Genomic DNA, 23578 nt, shown 5'->3' with positions numbered 1-23578 from the left:
CTCTTTCACTTCTCATGGAAGCTGGCGGTGTGAACTGATTCTGTAGCGCACGGTGTTGATTTGTAAGCACTCAAGTCGAACCTAGGGGGTGGGTTCTGGCGGGGTTTGGGGCTGATTTGCGCCCATTTGGCCAGCGTCCCCCTAGGTCGAGGCACCTTGACGCCCAAAGCAGGCAGCGGTGCGCACAGACACCCGGGAAAGACGTCAGGCGGCCGCCTCTGGCACGCGCACGATCATCACCTGGTCGACCCGGTGGCTGTCCACGTCCACCACCTCGAAGCGCCAGCCTTCCAGCATCACCACGTCGGTGCGCTTCGGAATGCGGCGCAGCATCACCATGAGGAAGCCGGCGAGCGTGTCGTACTGGCCGGCTTGCGGCCAGGTGTCGATGCCGAGCGCACGTTGCAGGTCAGGGATCGGCGTGATGCCGTCGGCCAGCCAGGAGCCGTCATCGCGGCGCACGATCTGCTCTTCGTCGTGCGAGGCCACCATGCTGCCCATCACCGTGCTCATCACGTCGTTCAGCGTGATGACACCCACCACCAGGCTGTATTCGTTGACGATGACTGCAAAGTCTTCATGGGCCTGGCGGAACTGGGTCAGCATCTCGGCCAGCGTCAGCCGGTCGGGCACGATCAGCACCTTGTGGATGAGCTGCCCGCCCGAGGTGTCACGCAGCGTCAGCGGCTCTTCACGCAGGAAGCGCTGGAACAGATCGGTCGCGTCCACATAACCCAGCACCTGATCGATACCGCCATCACACACCAGGTAGGTGGAATGCGGGTCTTGCGCCACGCGGGTGCGGATCAGGGCTTCGTCGTCGTCAAGCAGGAGGTACACCACCCGCTCACGCGTGGTCATCGCACTTTCAACCTTGCGGGTATCAAGCTCGAAGACGTTCTCGATGACCTGCTGCTCGGCCGAGGCCACCACGCCAGCCTGCGCACCGGCCTCGGTCAAGGCAAGAATATCGTGGTGGGTGATGCGGTCATCGCGCTGCGCGGGCAGGCCCAGCAACTTCGACAGCGCATCCGTCAGGCCGTTGAAGAGCCACACCAGTGGCTTGAGCAAGGCGGTGAGCCAGAGCATCGGCCCGACCGTGAGCATGGCCAGCCGTTCCGGGTCATTCATGCCCAGTCGGCGCGGCACCAGATCTGCCAGCACGATGAACAGGGCCGTGATGGTCAGGAACGAAGAGGCAAAGCCGAAGGTCTGGGCGCGCTCGGGGGTCATCACCCAGCCGAGTGCCTGCGCAAAAAACGGCGTCAGTGCGCCTTCACCCACGATGCCGCCCAGGATGGCGACCATGTTGAGGCCGATCTGCACGACGGTGAAATAGTGGCCCGGTGCGTCCTGCACGGCCAGCACCTGGGCCGCGCGGGCGTCGCCCTCATCCGCCAGTTGCGTGAGTTTGAGGCGCCGGGCGGCCGCCATGGAAATTTCAGCGGCCGAGAAAAAGGCCGCCGTCGCGATCAGCGAGGCAATCAACAGCAAGCTGGTGCCCAGTTCCACGCCCGCACCGCCTTCAGCTGAACAGGCGGCGCGCCGCCAGGCTGCCCGCCGTCAGATCGCGCGATTCCAGCGCACGGTAAAGGCGCTGCAACTCCTGGCCGATGGCCGCAAAGGCATGCAGCGTGATGGGCTGGCCCTGGTCGTCCACCAGCGTTGCGTCGAGGTCATCCGCCAGGCGACGGGCGCATTCCTGCCATGCGGCGAACGGCTCGGCCGATTCCGGCGTCTGCGGCACGTCCAGGCTCAGCGTCAATTCGCGCAGCGCGGCATGGCCGGGGTCGTCGGCCAATGCGGCCTGGTGGTCAAAGGCCAGCACCAGCATCGGCGGCGCGCCTTCCTCGTTCGAGGTCAGCACCAGGCGGCCCGGCACGGCGCCCGGCACAAAGCCATGGCGACCGGCGCATTGCTGCAGGTAGCCCACGCTCCAGGCGATGGAGTTGGCGCGCAACAGCGACGTCAGCTGCGCGTCGTGCTGGCTCGCAAAGCCGTCCAGTTCACGGGCCCGCGCGACGATGTCGAGCATGTCGGGGAAGTCAGGCGCTGCACCCAGCGCGTCGGCAAAGGCCTGGATCTTCTGGACAAATTCGGAGTATTCGATTTCGTTCAGTGCGCCCAGTCGGTTGGCCATCTGCAGACCGGCCTGGAACTCACCGTAGCGCTGGCCGGCGCGCGGCACTTCCCACTCACCGCTGTCGGTGTTGAGGCCTTCGATGTGGAAGGGCTTGCCACCGGCACGGCGGCTGGGCGGCAGGTGCTGCAGGGCCAGCTCACCACTCACCGGCGCGTCGATGGACAGCGTGGCAATGGCGTCGATCAACGCATCGATGCGGGCCGATCTGCGCACCACGGCAGGGTTGCGAGGCAACTCGGCCGCCGCAGCCACTGCTTCGGCCACATCCGACTGGCCGGCTTCGCCGCCCAGCACGGGCTCGACCCGACCACCCGTTGCGCCCGATTCAACCTGCGCCTGACGTGGCGCCGCCCGGCGCGAAGTCCAGGCGCCATGTACCACCACCACCAGCAGCACCACGCCTGCCAGCATCGCCAATGCCACCGTCAACGTCATCGAGAGCGTCCCATTCCTTGAATTCCTGTTGGAGCCGTTGCCGCGCCAGGTGGCGCGCTCAACCGCCCTCCACCATGCTGACCGCGGCTTCCATGTCGACGGCCACGATGCGCGAGACACCCTGTTCCTGCATGGTCACGCCGATCAGCTGCTGGGCCATTTCCATGGCGATCTTGTTGTGCGAGATGAACAGGAACTGTGTGCCCTTGGACATCTCGGCCACGAGGTTCGCGTAACGCTCGGTGTTGGCGTCGTCCAGCGGCGCGTCCACCTCGTCCAGCAGGCAGAACGGCGCCGGGTTCAGCAGGAAGATCGCGAACACCAGCGCGATGGCGGTCAGCGCCTTTTCGCCGCCCGAGAGCAGGTGGATGGTCGAGTTCTTCTTGCCCGGCGGCTGCGCCATCACCTGCACGCCGGCATCCAGCACCTCGTCGCCCACCATGGTCAAGCGGGCCTGCCCGCCGCCGAACAGCGTCGGGAACATGCGACCGAAGCCTTCGTTGACCTGGTTGAACGTGGTCATCAGCAGGTCGCGGGTTTCCAGGTCGATCTTGTGGATCGCGCCTTCCAGCGTGTTGATGGCGTCGGTCAGGTCGGCATTCTGGGCATCGAGGAACACCTTGCGCTCACGGGCCGAGGTCAGCTCGTCCAGCGCGGCCAGGTTCACCGCGCCCAGCGCAGCGATCTCGCGGTTGATGCGGTCGATCTCACCCTGCAGACCCCAGAGCTTGACGCTGCCTTCTTCGATGCTCTTGCCCAGCGCTTCGAGGTCGACTTCAGCCGCTGTGAGCTGCTCAAGGTATTGCGCACCGCCCAGCGTGGCGGCTTGCTGTTCGAGTTGCAGCTTGGTGATGCGCTCACGCAGGGGCTCGAGGCTGCGCTCGAAGCCCAGCCGTTGCTCATCCGCTGCCCGCAATTGCGCGCTCAGGCCGTCGTAGTGGCTGCGGGTGGCGGCCAGGGCCTGTTCCTTCTCCACCTTCAGCGCCAGCGCATCCTGCAGGCCCGCCTGCGCGGCCTGGTCGTTGAAGGTGCCGAGTTCCAGCTGCAGTTGTTCGCCCACCTGCGCATTGGCGCGCACCTGCTGCGAGGCGGTTTCAATCGCGCGCTGCAACTCACCACGACGGGCGGCCAGCGCACGCGCCTGGAATTGCGATTCCTGGGCCTGGCGCTCCAGCGCGCGCAGCTGCTCGCGGGCACCTGCCAGCTTGCGCTCGGCCTGGATAACGGCCTCTTCCAGGTCGGCGTGGCGCTCCTGGGTGTCGGCCAGCTGAAGGTCGAGTTCTTCAAAACGGGCTTCACCCGTCATGCGGCGCTCGGCCAGCTCTTCCATCTGGCCATCGATTTCAGCCAGTTCATCTTCAAGCTGCCCGCGGCGGCTGGCGGCGGCTTGCGCCTGCTGGCTCAGCTGCAGCAGCTGCACCTGCAGCTGGTGGGCGCGGGTTTGGGCATCGCCGGCCTCGCGCCGGGCCACGGCCAGGCGCTGGGAGGCTTCGGTGTAGGCCGCTTCCAGACGCACCAGCGCCGTGCGGGCCTCGTCGGTCAGCAGCGCCTGGGCCTTCGATTCGCGACCGAGACGCTCGATATCTTGTGCGCGGGCCAGCATGCCTGCCTGCTCGGAATCAGGCGCGTAGAAGCTGACAGCGAACTGGGAGACTGCATGACCTTCGGGGGTCATGATGACCTCGCCGTGCGCCAGCTGCGCGCGTTGCGCCAGGGCTGCTTCGAGATTGGCTGCCGTGTAGACGCCCTCGAGCCAATCCCCCAGCAAGGCATTCAGCCCGCCGTCGGTGATGCGCAGCAAATCAGACAGCCGCGCCAGCGTGTGGTGCGTGCTGGGCGTGGCCGCGCCGGGTGGCGAATAAAACGCCAGCTTGGCGGGTGGTGCATCCGCTGCAAAGGCCCGCACGATGTCCAGGCGGCCCACGGCCAGCGCGTTCATGCGCTCACGCAGCGCTGATTCCAGCGCCACTTCCCAGCCCGCTTCGATGTGGATCTTGGTCCACAGGCCCTGCAGGCCATCGAGGCCGTGCTTGGCCAGCCACGGCTTGAGCTTGCCTTCGGTCTGCACCTTTTCCTGCAGCGCGCGCAGGGCGTCCAGGCGCGCGGTCAGGTCGGCCTGCCGGGCAGATTCGCGGTTGACGGTGTCTTGCTGGGTGCGGCGCTGCTCATCCAGCTGCGGCACCTCTTCGCCCAGGTCTTGCAGGCGCGCTTCGGCTTCGGCATTCGCCTCGTCCGCCATCGCACTTTCTTCGCGCAGCGATTCGAGGCGTTCCGTGTCCGGCGCGCTCAGGTTCTGCCGCTCGGCCGCCAGGCGTTCACGCCGGGTGCGCAGGGCGCGGGTCTGCTCCTCGATGTTGCGGCTCTCGGCCGCCAGCACCTGGATCTGCTGCTGCACCTGCGCCACCAGCGCGCGCTGCGCATTGGCCGTGGCCTGTGCGGCGCGCACGGCGTCTTCATGCTGCGGCCCGGCGCCGGCTTCTTCTTCCGCCTGCGCCGCAAGGATTTCCGCCTGCTCTTCGGCCGCTGCCATCTGCTCGGCGATGGTCTCGAGTTCGGCCTCGGCGCCAAACTGCCGCTCAGCCCATTGCTCGCTCTGCGTCTTCAGCTCGGCGAGGCGCGCTTCGGCGCGCTGCCGGCCTTCCACCACGTAGCGGATGCGCTCTTCCAGGCGGCTCACCTCCAGCGAGGCCTGGGCCAGGTCGCCCTGGCGCAGGTGCAGCGCGTCAGACGCCTCGTAGTGCGCCTGGCGCACGGTTTCAAGCTCGGCCTCCACATGGCGCAGCTCGGCCAGCCGGCCTTCCAGCGCATTGGTGGCTTCGAGGGTGGCCAGGCGAACCCGCTCTTCCTCGGTGGTGGCGTCGCGGTGCTTGAGGAACCACAGCTGGTGCAGCTTCAAGGTGCCGCTGGCCTGCAGGTTCCGGTACTGGCTGGCCACCTCGGCCTGCCGCTCCAGCTTCTCGAGGTTGGCGTTCAGCTCACGCAGGATGTCTTCCACCCGGGTGAGGTTCTCGCGGGTGTCGCGCAGGCGCAGCTCGGTTTCCCGGCGCCGCTCCTTGTACTTCGACACACCCGCCGCTTCTTCCAAAAACAGGCGCAGCTCTTCCGGCTTCGATTCAATGATGCGGCTGATCGTGCCCTGGCCAATGATGGCGTAGGCGCGCGGCCCGAGGCCGGTGCCGAGAAACACGTCCTGCACGTCACGGCGACGCACCGGCTGGTTGTTGATGAAGTAGCTGCTCGTGCCGTCACGCGTCAGCACGCGCTTCACGGCGATCTCGGCGTACTGGTTCCACGAGCCACCTGCGCGGCCGTCTTCATTGCTGAACACCAGTTCGACACTGGCGCGACTGGCCGGCTTGCGGTTGCCGGAGCCATTGAAGATGACGTCCTGCATGGATTCGCCACGCAGCTCACTGGCCTTGGACTCGCCCAGCACCCAGCGCACGGCGTCCATGATGTTGGACTTGCCGCAGCCATTCGGCCCCACCACGCCCACGCGCTGCCCGGGCAGCTGGAAGGTGGTGGGCTCAGCGAAGGACTTGAAGCCGGAAAGCTTGATCTGGTTGAGCCGCATGGAACAAGGCCGGTCACGCGGGAACCGGGCGCCGGGCAAAGCCCCGCGAACGGGCCCTGGAGCCGTCCTAAGTCGTTGATTTATTTGGTTATTTAGACCCCCAGACAGGGGCCCGATCGTGCGCGATGATATCATCGGCCGCTTCGTCGTCGGGCTGGTGCAGCAGCCTGTTCGCCCCATCGACCCCGCAGCAACCCGTCCGGGTTGCGCGAAATCCAATTTCAGCCATGGCCCGCACTCCTGCCGCCCCCAAGACTGTCACCAAGACGACCACCGCCACTGCCAAGAAGGCGCCCGCCAAGCTGGCGCCCAAGCAGCGGGACATGCCGGTGAACCCGCCGAGCGCACCGAGCAAGGAACTGCACGCGTTCCCCAACCCGTCGCCCGACCGTGATTACGTGATCCAGTTCCAGATCCCGGAGTTCACCTGCCATTGCCCGCTGACCGGCCAACCGGACTTCGCGCACTTCACCATCGACATGGTTGCCGACGAGTTCTGCGTCGAGCTGAAGAGCCTGAAGATGTACATGTGGAGCTTCCGTGACGAAGGCGCCTTCCACGAGAAGGTGACCAACGACATCCTGAGCAAGATCGTCGAAGTCACCCGCCCGCGTTATGCCCGCATCACCGCACGCTGGTACGTGCGCGGCGGCATCTACACCAACGTGATCGCCGAGCACCGCAAGAAGGGCTGGAAGGGCGACAGCGTGGTGCCTGCGCCGCAACTGCCGTTCGCCAGCGGCCTGCGCTGACCAGCGACATGGGGGCGCTGTACGTCCGGCCGAGTTACCAGAAGTTCGATGTGGCTGTGCGACGCAGCCCGATCGACGGCTTTGGCGTCTTCGCCCTGGAGCCCGTGCCCCGCTGGCAGAAGATCGGCGAGGTGCGCGGCGAGAGCATCACCATCGCGGAAGCCCGGCGTCGGGCGGCCACGCTGGAGCGCATCATGATCGTGGAGATCTCGTCCAGGAAGGCCATCGATCTGGCGAAATCCACCGACCCGATGCGCTTCACCAACCACAGCTGCAAGCCCAACGGCGAGCTGCGGATCCAGGAAGGCCGCATCGAGTTCTACTCCCTGCGCGCCATCGAACCTGAAGAAGAAATCACCGTGAACTACGGTGAAACCCACCATGAAGGCCGACTCACCTGCCAATGCGGCGCACCCGGCTGCGTCGGCAAACTGTGAAGCCACACCACCCGGCGCGGGCGCGTCTGACGCGCCGCTCAGCCCCTTGAAGCCGCGCTTGTGAGCAGTCGCAACACACCGCACAGCCCCCAGCGCCCCTGAGGCCACTCACCCGATAATCCAGCGCATGAATCCCCTGCTCGGCAAGCTGCACCCCTATCCGTTTGAACGCCTGCGTGAGTTGACCCGCGACGTGGTGCCGAACCCGGCCCTGACGCCGATCAGCCTGGGCATTGGCGAGCCGCGCCATCCGGCGCCGGCCCTGGTGGAAGAAGCCCTGTGCAACGGCTTGTCGGGCCTCTCGAACTACCCGGCCACCGCCGGTGAGCCCGCGCTGCGCGAATCCATCGCAGCCTGGCTGCAGCGCCGCTACGACGTGGCGCTTGACGCGAAGACGCAGATCCTGCCGGTGAACGGCTCCCGCGAGGCCTTGTTCTCGCTGGCGCAGGCCGTGCTCGACCCGGCAGACACCCAGGCCGTGGTGGTCTGCCCGAATCCGTTCTATCAGATCTACGAAGGTGCGGCCCTGCTGGGCGGCGCCACGCCGGTTTTCGCCAACAGCGACCCGGCCCGCAACTTCGCCTGCGACTGGGGGCAGATCGACGAGGCCACCTGGGCCCGCACGCGCCTGGTGTTCGCCTGCTCGCCGGGCAACCCCACGGGCGCCGTGATGCCGCTGTCGGAATGGCAGACGCTGTTCGAGCTGTCTGACCGCCACGGCTTCGTGATCGCCAGCGACGAGTGCTACTCGGAAATCTATTTCCGCGAAGAAGCGCCGCTGGGCGCGCTGCAGGCCGCCAAGGCCCTGGGCCGCAGCGACTTCAAGAACCTCGTGATGCTCTCCAGCCTGTCCAAGCGCAGCAATGTGCCGGGTATGCGCTCGGGCTTCGTGGCTGGCGACGCCGCCGTGATGAAGGCCTTTCTGCTCTACCGCACCTACCACGGCAGCGCCATGAGCAAGACGATCCAGCTGGCCAGCATCGCCGCCTGGAACGACGAGGCCCATGTGGTGGCCAACCGCGCCGAGTACCGCGCCAAGTTCGCGGCCGTCACGCCGCTGCTGGCCGAGGTGCTGGATGTGCAGCTGCCGGACGCCGGCTTCTACCTCTGGGCCGGCGTGCCCGGCGGCGATGACGTCGACTTCGCCCTGAAACTGCTCGCTCAATACAATGTGGCCGTGTTGCCGGGCAGCTTGCTGGCCCGCTCCGCCCATGGCATCAACCCCGGTGCCGGGCGCATCCGCATGGCGCTGGTGGCCCAACAGGCCGAATGCCGCGAAGCGGCCCAGCGCATCGTCGACTTCACGCGCGGCTACCAGCCCGGCGCCCGTTGAGCGCACACCCCTTTTCCACCTGATTTGACCCGCCAGAGATCACCATGACCCAACAACTGCAAACCCTCATCGACGCCGCCTGGGAGCAGCGCACCACCATCAACGCCAGCACCCACGGTGAAGTGCGCGACGCGGTCAACAGCGTGATCGCCGACCTGAACGCCGGCCGTCTGCGCGTCGCCACCCGCGAAGCCGTGGGCCAGTGGACCGTGCACCAGTGGATCAAGAAGGCCGTGCTGCTGAGCTTCCGCCTGAACGACAACAAGGTGATGCGCTCGGGCGACCTGACCTTCTTCGACAAGGTCGACACCAAGTTCTCGCACATGAACGAAGCCGACGTGGCCGCCGCAGGTGTGCGCGTGGTGCCGCCCGCCGTGGCCCGCCGCGGCAGCTACATCGCCAAGGGCGTGGTGCTGATGCCCTCCTACGTGAACATCGGCGCCTATGTCGACGAAGGCACGATGGTCGACACCTGGGCCACCGTCGGCTCTTGCGCCCAGATCGGCAAGCATGTGCACCTGAGCGGTGGCGTGGGCATCGGCGGCGTGCTGGAGCCGCTGCAGGCCAACCCGACCATCATCGAAGACAACTGCTTCATCGGCGCCCGCTCGGAAGTGGTCGAAGGCGTGATCGTTGAAGAGAACTCGGTGCTGGGCATGGGCGTGTACCTCGGCCAGAGCACCCCGATCTTCAACCGCGAAACCGGCGAGATCACCTACGGCCGCGTGCCGAGCGGCTCGGTGGTCGTCAGCGGCAACCTGCCCAAGACCGCGGCCAATGGCCAGGCCTACAGCATGTACGCCGCCATCATCGTGAAGCGCGTCGATGCACAGACGCGCTCGAAGACCAGCATCAACGAGCTGCTGCGCGACTGATGTGCTGAATGCCGGCGCCGCCACCCCTGGCGCCGGCCCCCTTGCTGCCCGGGAGTGAACGCATGACCACGATCAACATGGAACGCCTGCTTCGGCTGATGGCCGACAAGGCCGCGTCCGACCTGTACCTCTCGGCCAATGCACAGGCACAGCTGAAGATCAACGGCCAGCTCGTGCCGGTGACCGACCACGTGCTGTCGCCGGCCGAGCCGCGGGCCATGCTGAGCGAGGTGCTCACGCCCCTGCAGCTGGAAGAGCTGGACCAGAAGGGCGAGTTGAACATCGGCCTGGGCGTGCCCAAGGTTGGCAGCTTCCGCTTGTCGGCGTTCAAGCAGCGCAACACGGTGGCCGCGGTCATCCGCTGCATCCCGGTGCGCATACCGAGCATCGACTCGCTCCAGCTTCCTGCAGGCCTGGCGACGATGGTGCTGGAAAAGCGCGGCCTGATCTTGATGGTGGGCGCCACCGGCACCGGCAAGAGCACCACGATGGCGTCGATGCTGGAGTGGCGCAACCAGCATGTGTCCGGCCACATCCTGACCATCGAAGACCCGATCGAATTCCTGTTCACCAACAAGCGCTCGATCGTCAACCAGCGCGAGGTGGGCCGCGACACCGCGAGCCTGCATGTGGGCCTGCGCAACGCGCTTCGCCAGGCGCCTGACTGCATCATGATCGGCGAAATCCGCGATCGTGAAACCATGACGCAGACGATCTCGTATGCGCTGTCGGGCCACCTGGTGCTGGCCACCCTGCACGCCAACAACAGCTACCACGCGCTCGGCCGGATCCTGTCCTTCTACACGCCGGAAGCCCGCCCAGCCCTGCTGGCCGACTTGTCTGCTGCACTCAAGGCCGTGGTGTCGCAGCGCCTGCTGCGTGCCAACGCGGGCGGCCGCATCCCGGCGGTGGAAGTGCTGATGAACACCAAGCTGGTGTCCGAGATGATCGAGAGCGGTGATTTCTCCAGCGTGCGTGAAGCCATGGAGCGCTCCCTGGCCGAAGGCTCGCAGACCTTCGAGCAGGAAATCGCCCGGATGATCAACGAAGGCCTGGTTACCCGCGAAGAGGGCCTAACCCATGCCGACTCGCCAACCAACCTGCTGTGGCGCCTGCAGAACGACACCGCGCCGATGTCGCGCGTGACGCCGCCGAAGCCGGAGCCCGACAGCCCGTCGTTCACCGAAATCACGCTCGACGTGATGCCCGAAACGCCCCGCCCCGCGTCCATCATCAGCGCCCGCACGCGCTGACCTTGCCGGCATACCGCCCCTGTCCGTTGAATTGCCCGCATGTCTGAAACGATTCGCCTGCTCGAAGACCTGATCGCCCGCCCGTCGGTCACCCCCGACGACCGCGGCTGCCAGGCCCTGATCGCCGACCGCCTCGCGGCCCACGGCTTCGCCATTGAGCACATGCCTTTCGGGCCGGACACCTTCCGGGTCAGCAACCTGTGGGCCGTGCACACCGGCAGCCGCCCGGGCCCGACGATGGTGTTTGCCGGCCACACCGATGTGGTGCCTACCGGCCCATTGGCACAGTGGGCCAGCGACCCCTTCGTGCCCAGCTACCGCGACGGCAAGCTGTTCGGTCGCGGTGCGGCAGACATGAAGACCTCGGTGGCGGCCATGGTGGTGGCGGCTGAAGAATTCGTGCAGGCCCATCCTGACCACGCCGGCCGCGTCGCGTTCCTGCTGACCAGCGACGAGGAAGGCCCGTCGGTGGACGGCACCGTGAAGGTGGTGCAGGCCTTGCAGGCCCGCGGCGAAGCGCTGGATTGCTGCATCGTCGGCGAACCCACCTCGGTCGACCACCTCGGCGACATGATCAAGAACGGTCGGCGCGGCTCGCTCTCGGGCAAGCTCACCATCACCGGTGTGCAGGGTCATGTGGCCTATCCGCAGCTGGCACGCAACCCCATCCACCTGGCCGCACCGGCCATGGCGGAGCTGGCCGCTGAAACCTGGGACGAGGGCAACGAGTACTTCCCGCCCACCACCTGGCAGATGTCGAACATCCACGCCGGCACGGGCGCAACCAACGTCATCCCGGGCGAGCTGGTGGTGGACTTCAACTTCCGCTTCTCCACGGCGTCGAAGCCGGCCGAGCTGAAGACCCGCGTGGCCCGCGTGCTGGACCGCCATCAACTGCAGTGGCGCATCGACTGGACGCTGGGCGGCGAGCCCTTCCTGACCCCGGTGGGCACGCTGGTGAATGCGGTGCAAGCCGCCATCCAGGCCGAGACCGGCCTGACGACCCAGCTGTCGACCACGGGCGGCACGTCGGACGGACGCTTCATCGCCAAGGCCTGTGCGCAGGTGGTCGAGTTCGGCCCGGTCAACGCCACCATCCACAAGATCGACGAACACGTGGCCGTCAGTGCCATCGAACCGTTGAAGAACATCTACCGACGCACCCTGGAACAACTCCTCGCATGACGGTCATTGAACTCATCGAGCGCAGCAGCGCCCGCCTGACCGAGGCGGGCGTTTCGTTTGGGCACGGCACGCTCAACGCTTTTGACGAAGCCGCGTGGCTGGTGCTGTGGGCGCTCGGCCATCCGCTGGACGCCATCGACGACGTGGCCGAGCTGGATGTGCCCGCTGCCGATCTGCAGTGCGCCGAAGCGCTGGTGTCAGAGCGCATCAGCAGCCGCCGGCCCGCCGCTTACCTGACGGGCGAAGCCTGGCTGCAGGGCGTGCCCTTCACGGTCGATGAGCGCGTGATCGTGCCGCGCTCGCTGATTGCCGAATGCCTGGCGGAAGGTACCATCGACACCTGGCTGGGCCCGCACACCACCGAGGTGCTGGACCTGTGCACCGGCAACGGCAGCCTGGCCGTGCTGAGCGCGATGGCCTGGCCAGATGTGGCCGTGACCGGTGCTGACTTGAGCGCCGATGCACTGGCCGTGGCACAACTGAACGTGACGCGCCACGCGCTGCAAGGGCGTGTGCAGCTGTGCCAGGGCGATGGTCTGTCGGCCGTGGCCGGCCGGCAGTTCGACCTGATCCTCTGCAACCCGCCCTATGTGAACGCCACCTCGATGGCCGAGCTGCCACCGGAGTTCAAGGCCGAGCCTGAACTGGCACTCAGTGGCAACTTCGCCGGCGGCAGTGACGGCATGGATTTCATTCGCCCGATGCTCAGGCAAGCACCGGCCTTCATGCGCGAGCATGCGGTGCTGGTCCTGGAGATCGGCCATGAACGTGAATTTTTCGAGGCCGCCTTCCCTGGCCTCGACGTGGTGTGGCTGCCCACCAGCGCGGGTGACGATCAGGTGCTTCTGATCGCCCGCGACGCCCTGAACGCCTGGTTGGCCAGCAGCTCCTTCTGACGGATTTCTGATGATTACTCTTCGCAATGTGACGCTGCGCCGCGGCGTCAAAGTGGTGCTGGACAACGCGTCCGTCACCCTGAATCCCGGTGAAAAGATTGGTCTGGTGGGCCGCAACGGTGCGGGCAAATCCAGCCTCTTCGCCTTGCTGGCTGGCCGCCTGGGCGCCGATGCCGGCGACTTCGAAATCCCGGCGCGCTGGCGCATGGGCGAAGTGGCCCAGCACATGCCCGAAACCGACGACCCGGCCACCGAATTCGTGCTGCAGGGCGACCTGCCTTTGATGGAAGCCGAAGCTGCCCTGCGCGCTGCCGAAGCCGCCGATGACGGCGAGGCCATGGCCCACGCCTACATGCAGCTGGAAGAAGCTGGCGCTTTTGACGCCCGCGCCCGTGCGCAGACCCTGCTGATGGGCCTGGGCTTCCGGACCGACCAGCTCGACGCGCCGGTGAACAGCTTCTCGGGCGGCTGGCGCATGCGCCTGCAGCTGGCCCGCGCGCTGATGTGCCCGTCTGATTTGATGCTGCTCGACGAGCCGACCAACCACTTGGACCTGGACGCGCTGGTGTGGCTGGAAGGCTGGCTCAAGCGTTACGCGGGCACCTTGCTGATGATCAGCCACGACCGCGAATTCCTGGACGCCATCACCACTGTCACGCTCCACCTAGAAGAAGCGAAGCTGACGCGCTACGGCGGCAACTACACGACCTTCGAAGAGATGCGCGCGGAGCGCATGTCGCAGCAGACGGCAGCGTTCAACAAGCAGCAGGAACGCGTGGCGCACCTGCAGAAATTCATTGACCGCTTCAAGGCCAAGGCCAGCAAGGCCAAGCAGGCGCAGAGCCGCGTCAAGGCGCTGGAGCGCATGGAGAAGCTGGCCCCGGTGCTCACCGCGGCCGACTTCAGCTTCGAGTTCCGCGAGCCGCTGAACCTGCCCGACCCGATGCTGGCGATGACCGACGTGGTCTGCGGCTATGTGGGCGGCAACGCCGACGGCAGCGACAAGGCCATCGTGCACGACATCAACCGCACCGTACTGGCTGGCCAGCGCATCGGCGTGCTGGGTGCCAACGGCCAGGGCAAGTCCACGGTCGTCAAGACGATCGCCCATGCCCACCCGGCGCTGGCGGGTCAGATGGTGGAAGGCAAGGGCCTGGCCATCGGCTACTTCGCGCAGCAGGAAATGGACGTGCTGCACGCCGACGACACGCCGCTGCAGCACATGGTGCGCATGGCCAAGACGCTGGGCATCAATGCGCGCGAGCAGGAACTGCGCGATTTCCTCGGCCAGTTCCGTTTCGTGGGTGACATGGTCCACCAGACCATCGGCACGCTGTCGGGCGGCGAAAAGGCCCGCCTGGTGCTGGGCACGCTGGTGTGGCAACGCCCCAACCTGCTGCTGCTGGACGAACCTACCAACCACCTGGATCTGCAGACCCGCGAGGCGCTGTCGATGGCGCTGAACGAGTTTGAAGGCACCGTGATGCTCGTCAGCCATGACCGCGCCCTGCTGCGTGAGGTGTGCGATGAGTTCTGGATGGTGGCCGACGGCGTGGTGAAGCCCTTTGACGGCGACCTCGACGACTACCAGCGCTGGCTGCTGGAGCGCAGCCGCGAGGCCCAGCGCGCGATGTCGGGCAAGGGTGCCAAGGCGACGGCTCCGGCCCCTGCGCCCGAGGCAGCGGCGCCAACTGCAAACACGGCGCCGGCTGTGGCTGCGCCCGCCGCACCCATCGTCAAGCGCGAAGACCGCAAGGCTTCGTCACAGGCGCGCCAGCAACTCTCGGCCCGCACCCGTCCGATGCGCAACGAGGTGGCGCAGATCGACCAGCGCGTGGCCAAGCTGAATGCAGAAAAGGCCGAGCTGGAGGCCAGCATCGTGCAAGGTGGGCTGAGCGGACCGCAGATGGCAGAAACCGGCCGCCGGCTGAACCACATCGCTGCTGAAGTGAGCATGAACGAGGAACGCTGGCTGGAGCTGACGACCGAGATCGAACAGATCGAAGCCAACGGCTGACGCCACAAAGGGCCACCCGGTGGCCCTTTCAAAGACCATATAAATTGTGTGCAATTGAATTGCGCGCAATAATTCAGCTCATGCCTCGCCGCTCAGCCACCACCGCAACCCTGCCCACAGCCTCGTGGCTGGCGCTGGACCACCAGTTGTGCTTTGCGCTGTACTCCACCTCGCTGGCGATGACCAAGCTGTACAAGCCCCTGCTGGCACCGCTGGGCCTGACGTATTCCCAGTACCTCGTGATGCTGGCCCTGTGGGAAACCGACGGCCTGGGCGTGTCTGACCTCGGCGAGCGCCTCTGGCTGGACAGCGGCACCCTCACGCCCCTGCTCAAGCGGCTTGAGCAGCAAGGGCTGGTGCGCCGCGAGCGCCAGGCCGGCGACGAGCGCCGCGTCGGCATCTGGCTGACGACCGCAGGCACCGCATTGCAGGCCGATGCGGTCAACATTCCGAAGTCGATCGCCTGCGCCACGCAGTGCGATCTCGATGAAATTTCTGTCCTCACGCAACGTCTGAAAACGCTGCGTGGGCATATTCGCCAGGCCACTTCGGCCTGATCACCCTGCCCTCAAAGGAGCTTTCCATGGCCATCGATCAAGCAATCTACACCGCCACCGCCACCGCCACCGGTGGCCGCGCAGGCACCGCCAAGTCCAGCGACGGCAACCTGTCGGTTGATCTGAGCACGCCGCGTGAACTGGGCGGCGCTGGCGGCGCCGGCACCAACCCGGAACAGCTCTTCGCTGCCGGCTACTCGGCCTGCTTCATCGGCGCGATGAAGGCCGTGTCGGCTCGCCAGAAGATCGCACTGCCAGCTGAAGTGTCGATCACCAGCGACGTGGCCATCGGCCCGATGACCGGCAAGGCTGGCGCCTTCGGTATCTCGGTGGCCATGCAGATCTCGGTGCCGGGCATGGACCGCGCCGCGCTGGAAGCCCTGGTGGCCACGGCCCACGAGGTGTGCCCGTACTCGAACGCCACCCGCGGCAACATCGACGTCACGCTGACCGTCGTTTAAGCGCGCGCAGCAGCAACTCGACCCGCGCCTTGCCCGGGCCGAGTTCACCCGCCGACGGCAAGGCCCCGGCGGGTGCGCCCACCACGCTGCCACCCTGGCAGCGACTGGTGCGCAAGACCTCGCATCCGGCCGCCTTCAGGGCGGCCGCTGCGTTTTCAATGGCCACATGCAAGGTGCCATTGCCGGTGCCCTCGAACACCACCCCCGCCAGCCCCAGCGCTTGCCAGGCAGCCAGCTGCGCCTGCAGCAGCTCAGCATCCAGACCCGCATGGCTGGTCACCACGGCCACCTTGGGCCAGTGGGCGACATCACCTTGAAGCACGTCCACCCCGAGCGCCATGCCGGTCGGCCACGGACGAAGCGGCAGCAACTGCCCTTCCACCAGGCGCGCCACCGGGCCGTCATCACCGCCACTGAACGCGTCGATGCGGTAAGGGTGCCACTTGCGCACACCGGCAGCGTCATACACGGCGCCCGCCAGCATCGCCAGCACACCCTGCACGCCCGGTTGAGCAGCCAGGGTGACGGCGTCGAGCAGGTTCTGCGGGCCATCCGGCTGCAGTGAGGTCGCCGGGCGCATGGCCGCGGTCAGCACGACCGGCTTGGTGGGCATCAACACCCGGTGCAGCAGCCAGGCCGTTTCCTCCAGCGTGTCGGTGCCGTGGGTGATGACGACGCCCGCCACCTCCGGGTCATCCAGATGCGCCTGCACCCGCTGGGCGAGTTGTTGCCAGACAGCGTGGCTCATGTCCTTGCTGTCGAGCTGGGCGACCTGCTCCAGCTGCAGCGGCCAATCTTTCAAGGCCGGCACGCTGGTAAGCAGATCGGCCACGGTGAGCTGCCCGGCCGTGTAGCCCACGTTGTCGCCTGCCTGCGCCGCCTTGCCGGCGATGGTGCCGCCGGTGCCGAGGATGACGATGCGACCTGAATTCTTTTGCATTTTGTGAAAGTCTGGATAAAAATACAGATACTGGATACAACCTCAGGCCCACCCATGATGGACAGCCCCAAGCTCACGGCACGCCAACAGCAGATCCTCGATCTGGTTCAAACCACGATCGAGCGAACCGGCTCCCCGCCCACACGGGCTGAAATCGCCACCGAGCTGGGGTTCAAGTCACCCAACGCCGCGGAAGAGCATCTTCAGGCTTTGGCCCGCAAGGGCGTGATCGAGCTGGTGGGCGGAACCTCCCGGGGCATTCGCCTGCAGTCCAGTACTTTACGCGCGGTCAATGAGGCCCGAGGCAAGCAGTTCAGCCTGCCGTTGGCCAGCCTGGCCCAGCTCAGTCTGCCGCTGATCGGCCGCGTGGCTGCCGGCAACCCGATCCTCGCCCAGGAAAACGTGGAGCAGACCTACGTGCTGGAGGCCTCACTGTTCCAGCGCAAGCCGGACTACCTGCTCCGGGTCAAGGGCCTGAGCATGCGCGACGTCGGCATCATGGACGGCGACCTGCTCGCGGTGCAGAAGGCCTCGGAAGCCCGCAACGGCCAGATCGTGGTGGCGCGCCTGAACGACGAAGTGACCGTCAAGCGCTTCCAGCGTGGTCGCGACGGCATCGAGCTGCTGCCGGAAAACCCGGACTTCCAGCCCATCGTCGTCAGCCCTGACATCGAAGATTTTTCGATCGAAGGTATCGCCGTGGGCCTGGTGCGTCAGAACCTGCTGTTCTGAAGTTTCAAGCACGGCCCGGCCATGACGACGCTTGACCAGGCAGCACGCAGGCGCGTCGCCATCAAGAGCCCCAAGGCCGCCAGCGCCAGCGCCTGTGAAGCGCTGGAGCAACTGCCCAATGTGGGGCCGGCGATGGCCGGTGATCTTCGGCAGCTGGGTGTGCACACGCCCCAGCACCTGATCGGCCAGGACGCCTGGCAGCTGTACCGCGCGCTGGAGCAAGCCACCGGCAAGCGACAAGACCCGTGCGTGCTCGACACCCTGATGGCGGTGATCGACTTCATGCAGGGCGCCGAGCCCAAGCCGTGGTGGGCCTACACCGCCGAGCGCAAACGGCAACACGGGCAGTGCCTGGGGCTGCCGCCCGCCTGACCCCGAGGCCGCCTGACGCCCGAGGTCAAGCGACCTTGTGGGCGGCCGGCTGCAGCCGATCTCGCGTGGCCAGCGCCGGGAACAACTTCACCCAGGCCGCCACCACCACCAGCGTGCCCGCACCGCCCAGCAGCACCGAGCCGACCGGCCCGAGCCATGCGGCAGTCGCCCCTGACTCAAACTCACCCAGCTGGTTGCTGGCGCCAATGAACACCGAATTGACGGCGCCCACACGGCCGCGCATGTCGTCGGGTGTTTCGAGCTGAACCAGTGACTGGCGAATCACCACGCTGAACATGTCGGCCGCACCCGACACCGCCAGCATCAGGAATGCAAGGCCAAAGCTGCGCGCCAGCCCAAAGCCCAGCGTGGCCAGGCCAAACACCGCCACAGCAGCAAGCAGCCATCGGCCTGCATGCCGCTCGATCGGCCGGCGCGCCAGGGCCACGCCCACCGCCACGGCCCCCAGCGCAGGCGCTGATCGCAGCAAGCCCAGGCCTTCAGGGCCGGTATGAAGAATGTCGCGGGCGAAGATGGGCAACAGCGCCGTGGCCCCGCCCAGCAGCACCGCAAACAAGTCCAGTGAAATGGCGCCCAGGACCACCGGATTGCCAGCGATGAAGCGCACCCCCGCCGTCAGGCTGTCCCAGCCTGGTGCGCCGGTGCCCGCGGGCCGGGCGCGATGGCGAATGGCCAGCACGGCCACGGTGGCGAACCCCAGCAGAACCAGCGACACGGCGTAGACCAGCGCGGCGCCCCAGTGGGCGGCGTCAGTGCCCTGCGACAAGCCACCCAGACGCGTCAGCAGCCAGGGGCCGGTGGCATACAACACGCCGCCCAGTGCAGGGCCGGCCACGATGGCGGCCTGCATCGTCGAGCTGCTGGCCGCCACGGCCCGCGGCAGCAAGGCAGCCGGAACGAGAGAAGGCGTGAGCGCCTGCAGCGACGGCATCTGGATGGCACGCGCCACACCGAGCAAGGCCGAGAGCCAGAGAATCCACTGCGGGCCGATCCAGTGGCCAGCGCTGGCCGTCATCAGCAAGCCTGCCACCACGGCCTGCAGACAGAAGCTCAGTGACAACAGATGCCGGCGGTCGTGTTGGTCAACCAGGTGCCCGGCTGGCAGCGTCAGCAACAAGGCGGGCAGGAACTGCACCAGCCCCACCAGGCCCAGCTCCCAGGCGCTGCCGGTCAGGTCGTACATCTGCCAGCCCAGGGCCACCATCAGCATCTGGTTGGCCGAGGTGCCCCCCACGCGGGCCAGCAGCAGACGCAGGTAGTCGTGCTGGTCAAGCAATCGGAGGGAGGGGACAGGGCCGGCGGGTTGCAAGGTGGCAGATTCATCACTCATGCCGCCAGCGTATCTCAGACGCCCGTCAATGCGCTGTCTTCAGGGCCAGCAAGGCCTGGTTCCGCAGTGCACGCAGCAGGCTCAACTCGGCATGTTCGAGCTGCAGGGTGTGGTCGCATTCGATGAGCAGAAAGCCCACCGGCGCGGCCTTGAGCATCAAGGGCAACAGCGCAAACGACACCGGCACCTGATCGCGGTACCAGGCCGGCAACCGGGGTCGCAAGTCAGGCGCGCGGGCGTCCGTGATGAGCGTGTCCAGGCCCTTGATGCAGGCGGCGGCAAACACGTCAGCCGGCACCTTGGCGGTCACGTCCACCGTGCAACGCCGGCTCAGCGCCTCGGCGCCCTCGCCCATCGCTAGCCGACCTCCGAGCTGCCCGGTGCGGGCATCGCGCAGGGCCAGCAACACACGCTGCGCCTTCAGCGCCCTGAGCAGCGACTCCAGCAAGGCCCGCAGCACGTCGTTGAGCTTGGGGCTGTCAGCCAGCAGGGCCTGTGTCACTTCGGCCAGCCCGGCCGACAGCAGATCCGCCATGCGGGCGGGCGGCGGTGGCATCACCATCGTGGTGTCACCCGCCGGGTCTTCGCCCAGCAGCCGGCGCGCCTGTGAATGGGGCGACGGCTCGATCTGCAGATCGCTCGCCAGGCCTGACAACTGCACGCGGGTGAGTTGCACGGCCTCGATCACCGCATCAATGCCCAGGCCGAGTGCAGGCGCCACCGACGCCACGTACTGGCGCAGGGCGGTCTCGGAGTGAACGGGCTCGTGGTTGAGCAGCAGTTGCACCATTTCACCGGCGGCTCTCACGCGCCAGCGCAGGCGCTCGTCGGCTTCCGGCACCAGGCGTCGCGGCCAGTCACCTTCGGGTCGGTGCATGGCCAGTCGCAGGCTGTCAGGCAGCCCCCAGGAGCGCGCCACACCCTGGCCGAGCTGATCCAGGCTCAGGCCCAGCACCTGCACGGCAGCCCGTGTTTCGCTGCGCAGATCGGTGCCGTCAGAGCGCTCGCGAATGGCCTGTGCTTCATCCGGGAAGAGGTAGGCAACCAGCAGGCGACCGAGGTGGCTCAGCATGCCGGCCAGGAAGGCGGTTTCGCGCTCAGCCGACGGCGGTGTGAGCTGGTCGGTGAGCATGGCCGTCAGCAGGGCCTGCAGGAACAGCTCTTTCATGCGCCGGGCCCGCGACTGGTCGCGCATGTGCTCCAGCAGCATCACCGACATCGCCAGATTGCGGATGCCCGAGAAGCCGATCAAGGCGGCGGCGCGCGACACGGTCGACACCTCACCCGCGCCCGAGTGCAGGAAGCCGGCGGTGTTCACCAAGCGCAGCAGCTTGTTCGTGAGCGCCACGTCCTTCAGGATTTCCGCGGCCAGCACATGCACGCTGTCGCTCTCGGACGCCGTGATGCGCTGGATGCGCACGACTGAATCAGACAGGGCCGGGAAGTCGCCGGTCTGGCGCATGCGGCGCAGCAGGAAGGCCAGCGTATCGGCCCCCGGCCCCTGGCTGCCATCACCGGGCAGCTCCAGCTGAGCCTGCGACAAGGGCTGCCACCACGCCTGCAATGCGGCCTCGAAGGCGCTGACGCTGGCGAAGCGCTGGGCCGGGTCGTGCGCAACGGCGCGCAGCACCACGTGCCGCAGGCGGTCGTCCACGTCCTGCCCGCAGTTGGCGGGCCAGGTCACGGGCACTTCACGGGCGCGCGCCATCGCCAGCTCAGGCAACACCGCCATGCGCATCGGCTGGCCGCACAGCATTTCGCCCAGCAGCAGGCCCACGGCGAACAGGTCCATGGCGGGCTCAGGCGCGGCGCCGGCCGCCGCTTCCGGGGAGATATAGCCCGCGCTGCCCACCAGCACGCCTTCATGGCCCGCCTGCGAACGCGCAGCCACGCCGAAGTCAGCCACATGGGCATGGCCCTGGCTGTCGAGCAGGATGTTCGATGGTTTGATGTCGCGGTGCACGATGCCCGCAGCATGGGCGCAGCCCAGCGCCGAGAGCACCTCGCTGCACAGGCGCACCGCCTGCTGGGCCGGCAACGCACCACCGCGCAGGCGTTCGGCCAGCGTGCAGCCGTCGATGGCGGTCATCACGAGCCAGGCCAGGCCGGGCTCCACATGCGCTTCGTGCACGGGCACGATGTGGGGATGGCGCAAGGCGCCCATGGCCCGCGCCTCTTGCAGGGCATGGTCGAGCTGTTCTTCCGGCAGCATGACCTTGATGGCCACCTCGCGCTGCAGCATGTCGTCCCAGGCCAACCAGACCGAGGCCTGGGCACCCTGGCCGATCTGGCGTCGCAGCTCGAAGCGCCCGAGTTGTCCACCGGGCCGCAAGGCAGCAGGCACGGCGCCCGTCACGATGCGCGCGCCGAGTTTCCAGTCCGCCCCGTGGCGCCAGCGGCATGCCCGGGCGGCATCACGCCCGCAGCCTGCTGCACCGTCTGGCTGGAGGCCGACTGCAATTCGATCTGCAGCGCTTCCTGCATTTCCCGCGGGCTGATGGCCAAGGGGCGCGCATAACGCTGCGCCACGTTCTTCAAGGCCGCCGGCACCCGGCGGGCGGGTTGGGTCAAGGCATCGACGAGGTCGTTGGCGCAACTCGCCGTTGCGCGGAGGATGTCGTTGTCGCCTTCGGGCTGGCGCACGGGCGAATCAGGCGGAATGCGGCGGATCAGGTGCTGCACGCTGTCGTCCAGACCCCAGTGCTGCGCCACCGCCAGACCCAACACTTCGACGTCCACACCCAGCACTGCAAAAGAAGCCGCTTCGGCGCTCATGCCGGGGTCGTCAGCCGTGCCGGCCTGCAGGCTTTCAGCAGGCATCATCAGTCGCCGGATCTGTGCCGATTCTTCCGGGAAGTGGTACTGCACCACCAGCCGCCCCAGGTTCTGCAGCATGGTGACCAGGGAGATCACCTCGCCGTCGTATCCCGCCGGGGCCAGACGCACGGCGATGCGCGCGGCACGCTGAACTCGGCGGATCAGGGTTTCCATTTCGACCGCAGCGGCCTCATTCATCGGGCCGGGCCAGGGGCGCAGTGACAGCGCCGCGCGCCGCACACCGTCCACACCCAGCATGGCGATCGCCCGACGCAGCATCAGCACAGGCCCGTCGGTGCTGGCCACCTGGTCGCCGTGCACCTGCGCCGTGTTGACCATGCGCAACAACTCAAAGGTCAAGGCCAGGTCACCCAGCACCACTTCAGCCAGCTCGGACGTGCGGCAGCGTTCCATCAGCGCCAGACGGGCCGCCCGATCGGCACCACCGAGCTGGGCGGGCAGCACGCCCACCGAGCGCAGGCGGTCCAGCAACAGGGCGAGCGGGCCGCCACTTTGCGCTTCACAGGTCTTGAGCCAGCCTTCCAGCGCGCGCTGCAGGGTGCGGGCGTTGCGGTAACGCTGCCGCTGCTGGTGGTCACTGGCCCGGTTGACGATGGCCCGCAAGGGTTCAGGGATCGGGCGTGGCACGGTCCAGGGCAGTCGAACGATGTCTTGCCCTTGTGGCGGCATGCGCGCCACCACCTTGCTCACATCAGCCTCATCCAGCGCAGGCTGCCCCACCAGGCCGTGGTGCATCACCAGGCCCAGGGCCAGCACGTCGATCTCGGCGGCGTCGCGCACCGCCCGCAATTCATCCATGGCACCGTCGCGGCTGGCCAGCAGGCGGCGCCCGGCGACCTCCAGCCCCATGACGGCCACCTTCTGATCTTCATCCACCAGCAGCATCCAGGGCTGCAGGTCGTGGTGCGCCAGGCCGGCTTCATGCACGAAGGCCAGGCCTTGGGCCGCCTGGGCCGCCCATAACGCCACATCAGCGCCCGGTACACCCTGACGGGAAAACCTTTCTGCCCAGGTCACGAAAGTGCCGCGGTCGTAGGCCACATAGGGCCAGCGCTCATGCTCGCCGATGTCAGCCACCCGGGCCAGACACGGGTGGTTGAGTCGACCCGCACGCTTGACCGACAACTGCCAGGCCTGCAGGGCTTCGGCCTGCGGCGCCTTGCGCGGCATCGTCAGCATGTATTCCTGCTGGTCCTGGGTGTTCATCACCAGCCAGGCCATCGTGTGATCGCTCTTGCCCAGCAAACGCATCAATTGATAGCGGCCGAACATGCGCACGGCCCCTGCCGGCTTTGCAGCCGGTGCATTGCCATCCAGTGGCATCGGGGTGGTGAGACTGACCATGGGGAGCGCGCGAAGTGGACAACAGATGCGGACAAGCGATTGAAGCGCAGCCGACCGGGTCTCGATTTCGGGAAGAACATGCC

General features: G+C 67.0%; 19 protein-coding genes. 12 read left to right on the top strand and 7 right to left on the bottom strand.

What is annotated here, in order from left to right; all coding sequences use genetic code 11:
- Window positions 1–204: 204 nt before the first annotated feature.
- From paeA to smc, 3 genes are read right to left on the bottom strand one after another with little or no spacing between them, the layout of a single operon-like run.
- On the bottom strand, window positions 205–1512 hold the full coding sequence (gene paeA / locus AACH00_RS05765) for a polyamine export protein PaeA (RefSeq protein ID WP_341398136.1): 1308 nt from the start codon (window positions 1510–1512) through the stop codon (window positions 205–207).
- A gap of 13 nt (window positions 1513–1525) precedes the next feature.
- Window positions 1526–2578: a cell division protein ZipA C-terminal FtsZ-binding domain-containing protein gene (locus AACH00_RS05760; RefSeq protein WP_341398135.1), complete on the bottom strand. Its 1053-nt coding sequence runs from the start codon at window positions 2576–2578 to the stop codon at window positions 1526–1528.
- Between the two features lie 58 nt (window positions 2579–2636).
- Window positions 2637–6152 carry a chromosome segregation protein SMC gene (gene smc / locus AACH00_RS05755; RefSeq protein ID WP_341398134.1) on the bottom strand — a complete coding sequence of 1172 codons (3516 nt, stop codon included), beginning with the start codon at window positions 6150–6152 and terminating at the stop codon, window positions 2637–2639.
- 323 nt (window positions 6153–6475) lie between these two features.
- Here smc and queF point away from each other — a divergent pair, with 323 nt between their 5' ends.
- The 10 genes from queF to AACH00_RS05705 all read left to right on the top strand — a co-directional run bounded on the left by queF (window position 6476) and on the right by AACH00_RS05705 (window position 15918).
- A complete protein-coding gene (gene queF, locus AACH00_RS05750) occupies window positions 6476–6904 on the top strand; it encodes a preQ(1) synthase (protein ID WP_341398462.1) in 429 nt (142 codons plus the stop codon).
- An 8-nt stretch (window positions 6905–6912) separates the two neighbouring features.
- The gene (locus AACH00_RS05745; protein WP_341398133.1) at window positions 6913–7341 is read left to right on the top strand and encodes an SET domain-containing protein; all 429 of its coding nucleotides are present in this window, start codon (window positions 6913–6915) and stop codon (window positions 7339–7341) included.
- Window positions 7342–7468: 127 nt separating this feature from the next.
- Complete coding sequence (gene dapC, locus AACH00_RS05740; RefSeq protein WP_341398132.1) at window positions 7469–8674, top strand: succinyldiaminopimelate transaminase; 1206 nt, start codon at window positions 7469–7471, stop codon at window positions 8672–8674.
- Between the two features lie 44 nt (window positions 8675–8718).
- Entirely contained in the window at window positions 8719–9549 is an 831-nt protein-coding gene (dapD, locus tag AACH00_RS05735) for a 2,3,4,5-tetrahydropyridine-2,6-dicarboxylate N-succinyltransferase (protein ID WP_341398131.1), read from the top strand.
- Between the two features lie 62 nt (window positions 9550–9611).
- Window positions 9612–10802: a PilT/PilU family type 4a pilus ATPase gene (locus tag AACH00_RS05730; RefSeq protein ID WP_341398130.1), complete on the top strand. Its 1191-nt coding sequence runs from the start codon at window positions 9612–9614 to the stop codon at window positions 10800–10802.
- 39 nt (window positions 10803–10841) lie between these two features.
- On the top strand, window positions 10842–11987 hold the full coding sequence (dapE, locus tag AACH00_RS05725) for a succinyl-diaminopimelate desuccinylase (protein WP_341398129.1): 1146 nt from the start codon (window positions 10842–10844) through the stop codon (window positions 11985–11987).
- The gene (prmB, locus tag AACH00_RS05720) at window positions 11984–12883 is read left to right on the top strand and encodes a 50S ribosomal protein L3 N(5)-glutamine methyltransferase (RefSeq protein ID WP_341398128.1); all 900 of its coding nucleotides are present in this window, start codon (window positions 11984–11986) and stop codon (window positions 12881–12883) included. The genes dapE and prmB overlap by 4 nt, the downstream gene beginning before the upstream one ends.
- A gap of 10 nt (window positions 12884–12893) precedes the next feature.
- Complete coding sequence (locus AACH00_RS05715) at window positions 12894–14900, top strand: ABC-F family ATP-binding cassette domain-containing protein (RefSeq protein WP_341398127.1); 2007 nt, start codon at window positions 12894–12896, stop codon at window positions 14898–14900.
- 80 nt (window positions 14901–14980) lie between these two features.
- Complete coding sequence (locus AACH00_RS05710; protein WP_341398126.1) at window positions 14981–15457, top strand: MarR family winged helix-turn-helix transcriptional regulator; 477 nt, start codon at window positions 14981–14983, stop codon at window positions 15455–15457.
- A gap of 26 nt (window positions 15458–15483) precedes the next feature.
- Window positions 15484–15918, top strand: a complete 435-nt coding sequence (locus tag AACH00_RS05705) for an organic hydroperoxide resistance protein (protein ID WP_341398125.1) — start codon at window positions 15484–15486, stop codon at window positions 15916–15918.
- Here the strand turns inward: AACH00_RS05705 and AACH00_RS05700 are convergent.
- The gene (locus tag AACH00_RS05700; RefSeq protein ID WP_341398124.1) at window positions 15899–16858 is read right to left on the bottom strand and encodes an asparaginase; all 960 of its coding nucleotides are present in this window, start codon (window positions 16856–16858) and stop codon (window positions 15899–15901) included. The two genes, AACH00_RS05705 and AACH00_RS05700, sit on opposite strands and share 20 nt — an antisense overlap.
- A gap of 54 nt (window positions 16859–16912) precedes the next feature.
- Between AACH00_RS05700 and lexA the strand changes: the two genes are divergently transcribed.
- Window positions 16913–17590 carry a transcriptional repressor LexA gene (gene lexA, locus AACH00_RS05695; protein WP_341398123.1) on the top strand — a complete coding sequence of 226 codons (678 nt, stop codon included), beginning with the start codon at window positions 16913–16915 and terminating at the stop codon, window positions 17588–17590.
- A gap of 21 nt (window positions 17591–17611) precedes the next feature.
- Window positions 17612–17962, top strand: coding sequence for a helix-hairpin-helix domain-containing protein (locus AACH00_RS05690; RefSeq protein WP_341398122.1), 351 nt, complete (start codon window positions 17612–17614; stop codon window positions 17960–17962).
- 25 nt (window positions 17963–17987) lie between these two features.
- On the opposite strand, the gene AACH00_RS05685 is transcribed toward AACH00_RS05690, so the two are convergent.
- From AACH00_RS05685 to AACH00_RS05675, 3 genes are read right to left on the bottom strand one after another with little or no spacing between them, the layout of a single operon-like run.
- Window positions 17988–19313: an MFS transporter gene (locus AACH00_RS05685; RefSeq protein WP_341398121.1), complete on the bottom strand. Its 1326-nt coding sequence runs from the start codon at window positions 19311–19313 to the stop codon at window positions 17988–17990.
- Between the two features lie 25 nt (window positions 19314–19338).
- On the bottom strand, window positions 19339–21657 hold the full coding sequence (locus tag AACH00_RS05680; protein ID WP_341398120.1) for a protein kinase domain-containing protein: 2319 nt from the start codon (window positions 21655–21657) through the stop codon (window positions 19339–19341).
- A gap of 8 nt (window positions 21658–21665) precedes the next feature.
- Window positions 21666–23495, bottom strand: a complete 1830-nt coding sequence (locus tag AACH00_RS05675) for an HDOD domain-containing protein (RefSeq protein ID WP_341398119.1) — start codon at window positions 23493–23495, stop codon at window positions 21666–21668.
- Window positions 23496–23578 lie beyond the last annotated feature (83 nt).

It is taken from the genome of Ideonella margarita (assembly GCF_038066635.1).
Lineage (GTDB): Bacteria > Pseudomonadota > Gammaproteobacteria > Burkholderiales > Burkholderiaceae_C > Ideonella > Ideonella margarita.
The sequence above is the reverse complement of the archived record's forward strand: the minus strand, read 5'-3'. Positions and strand labels throughout refer to the sequence as shown.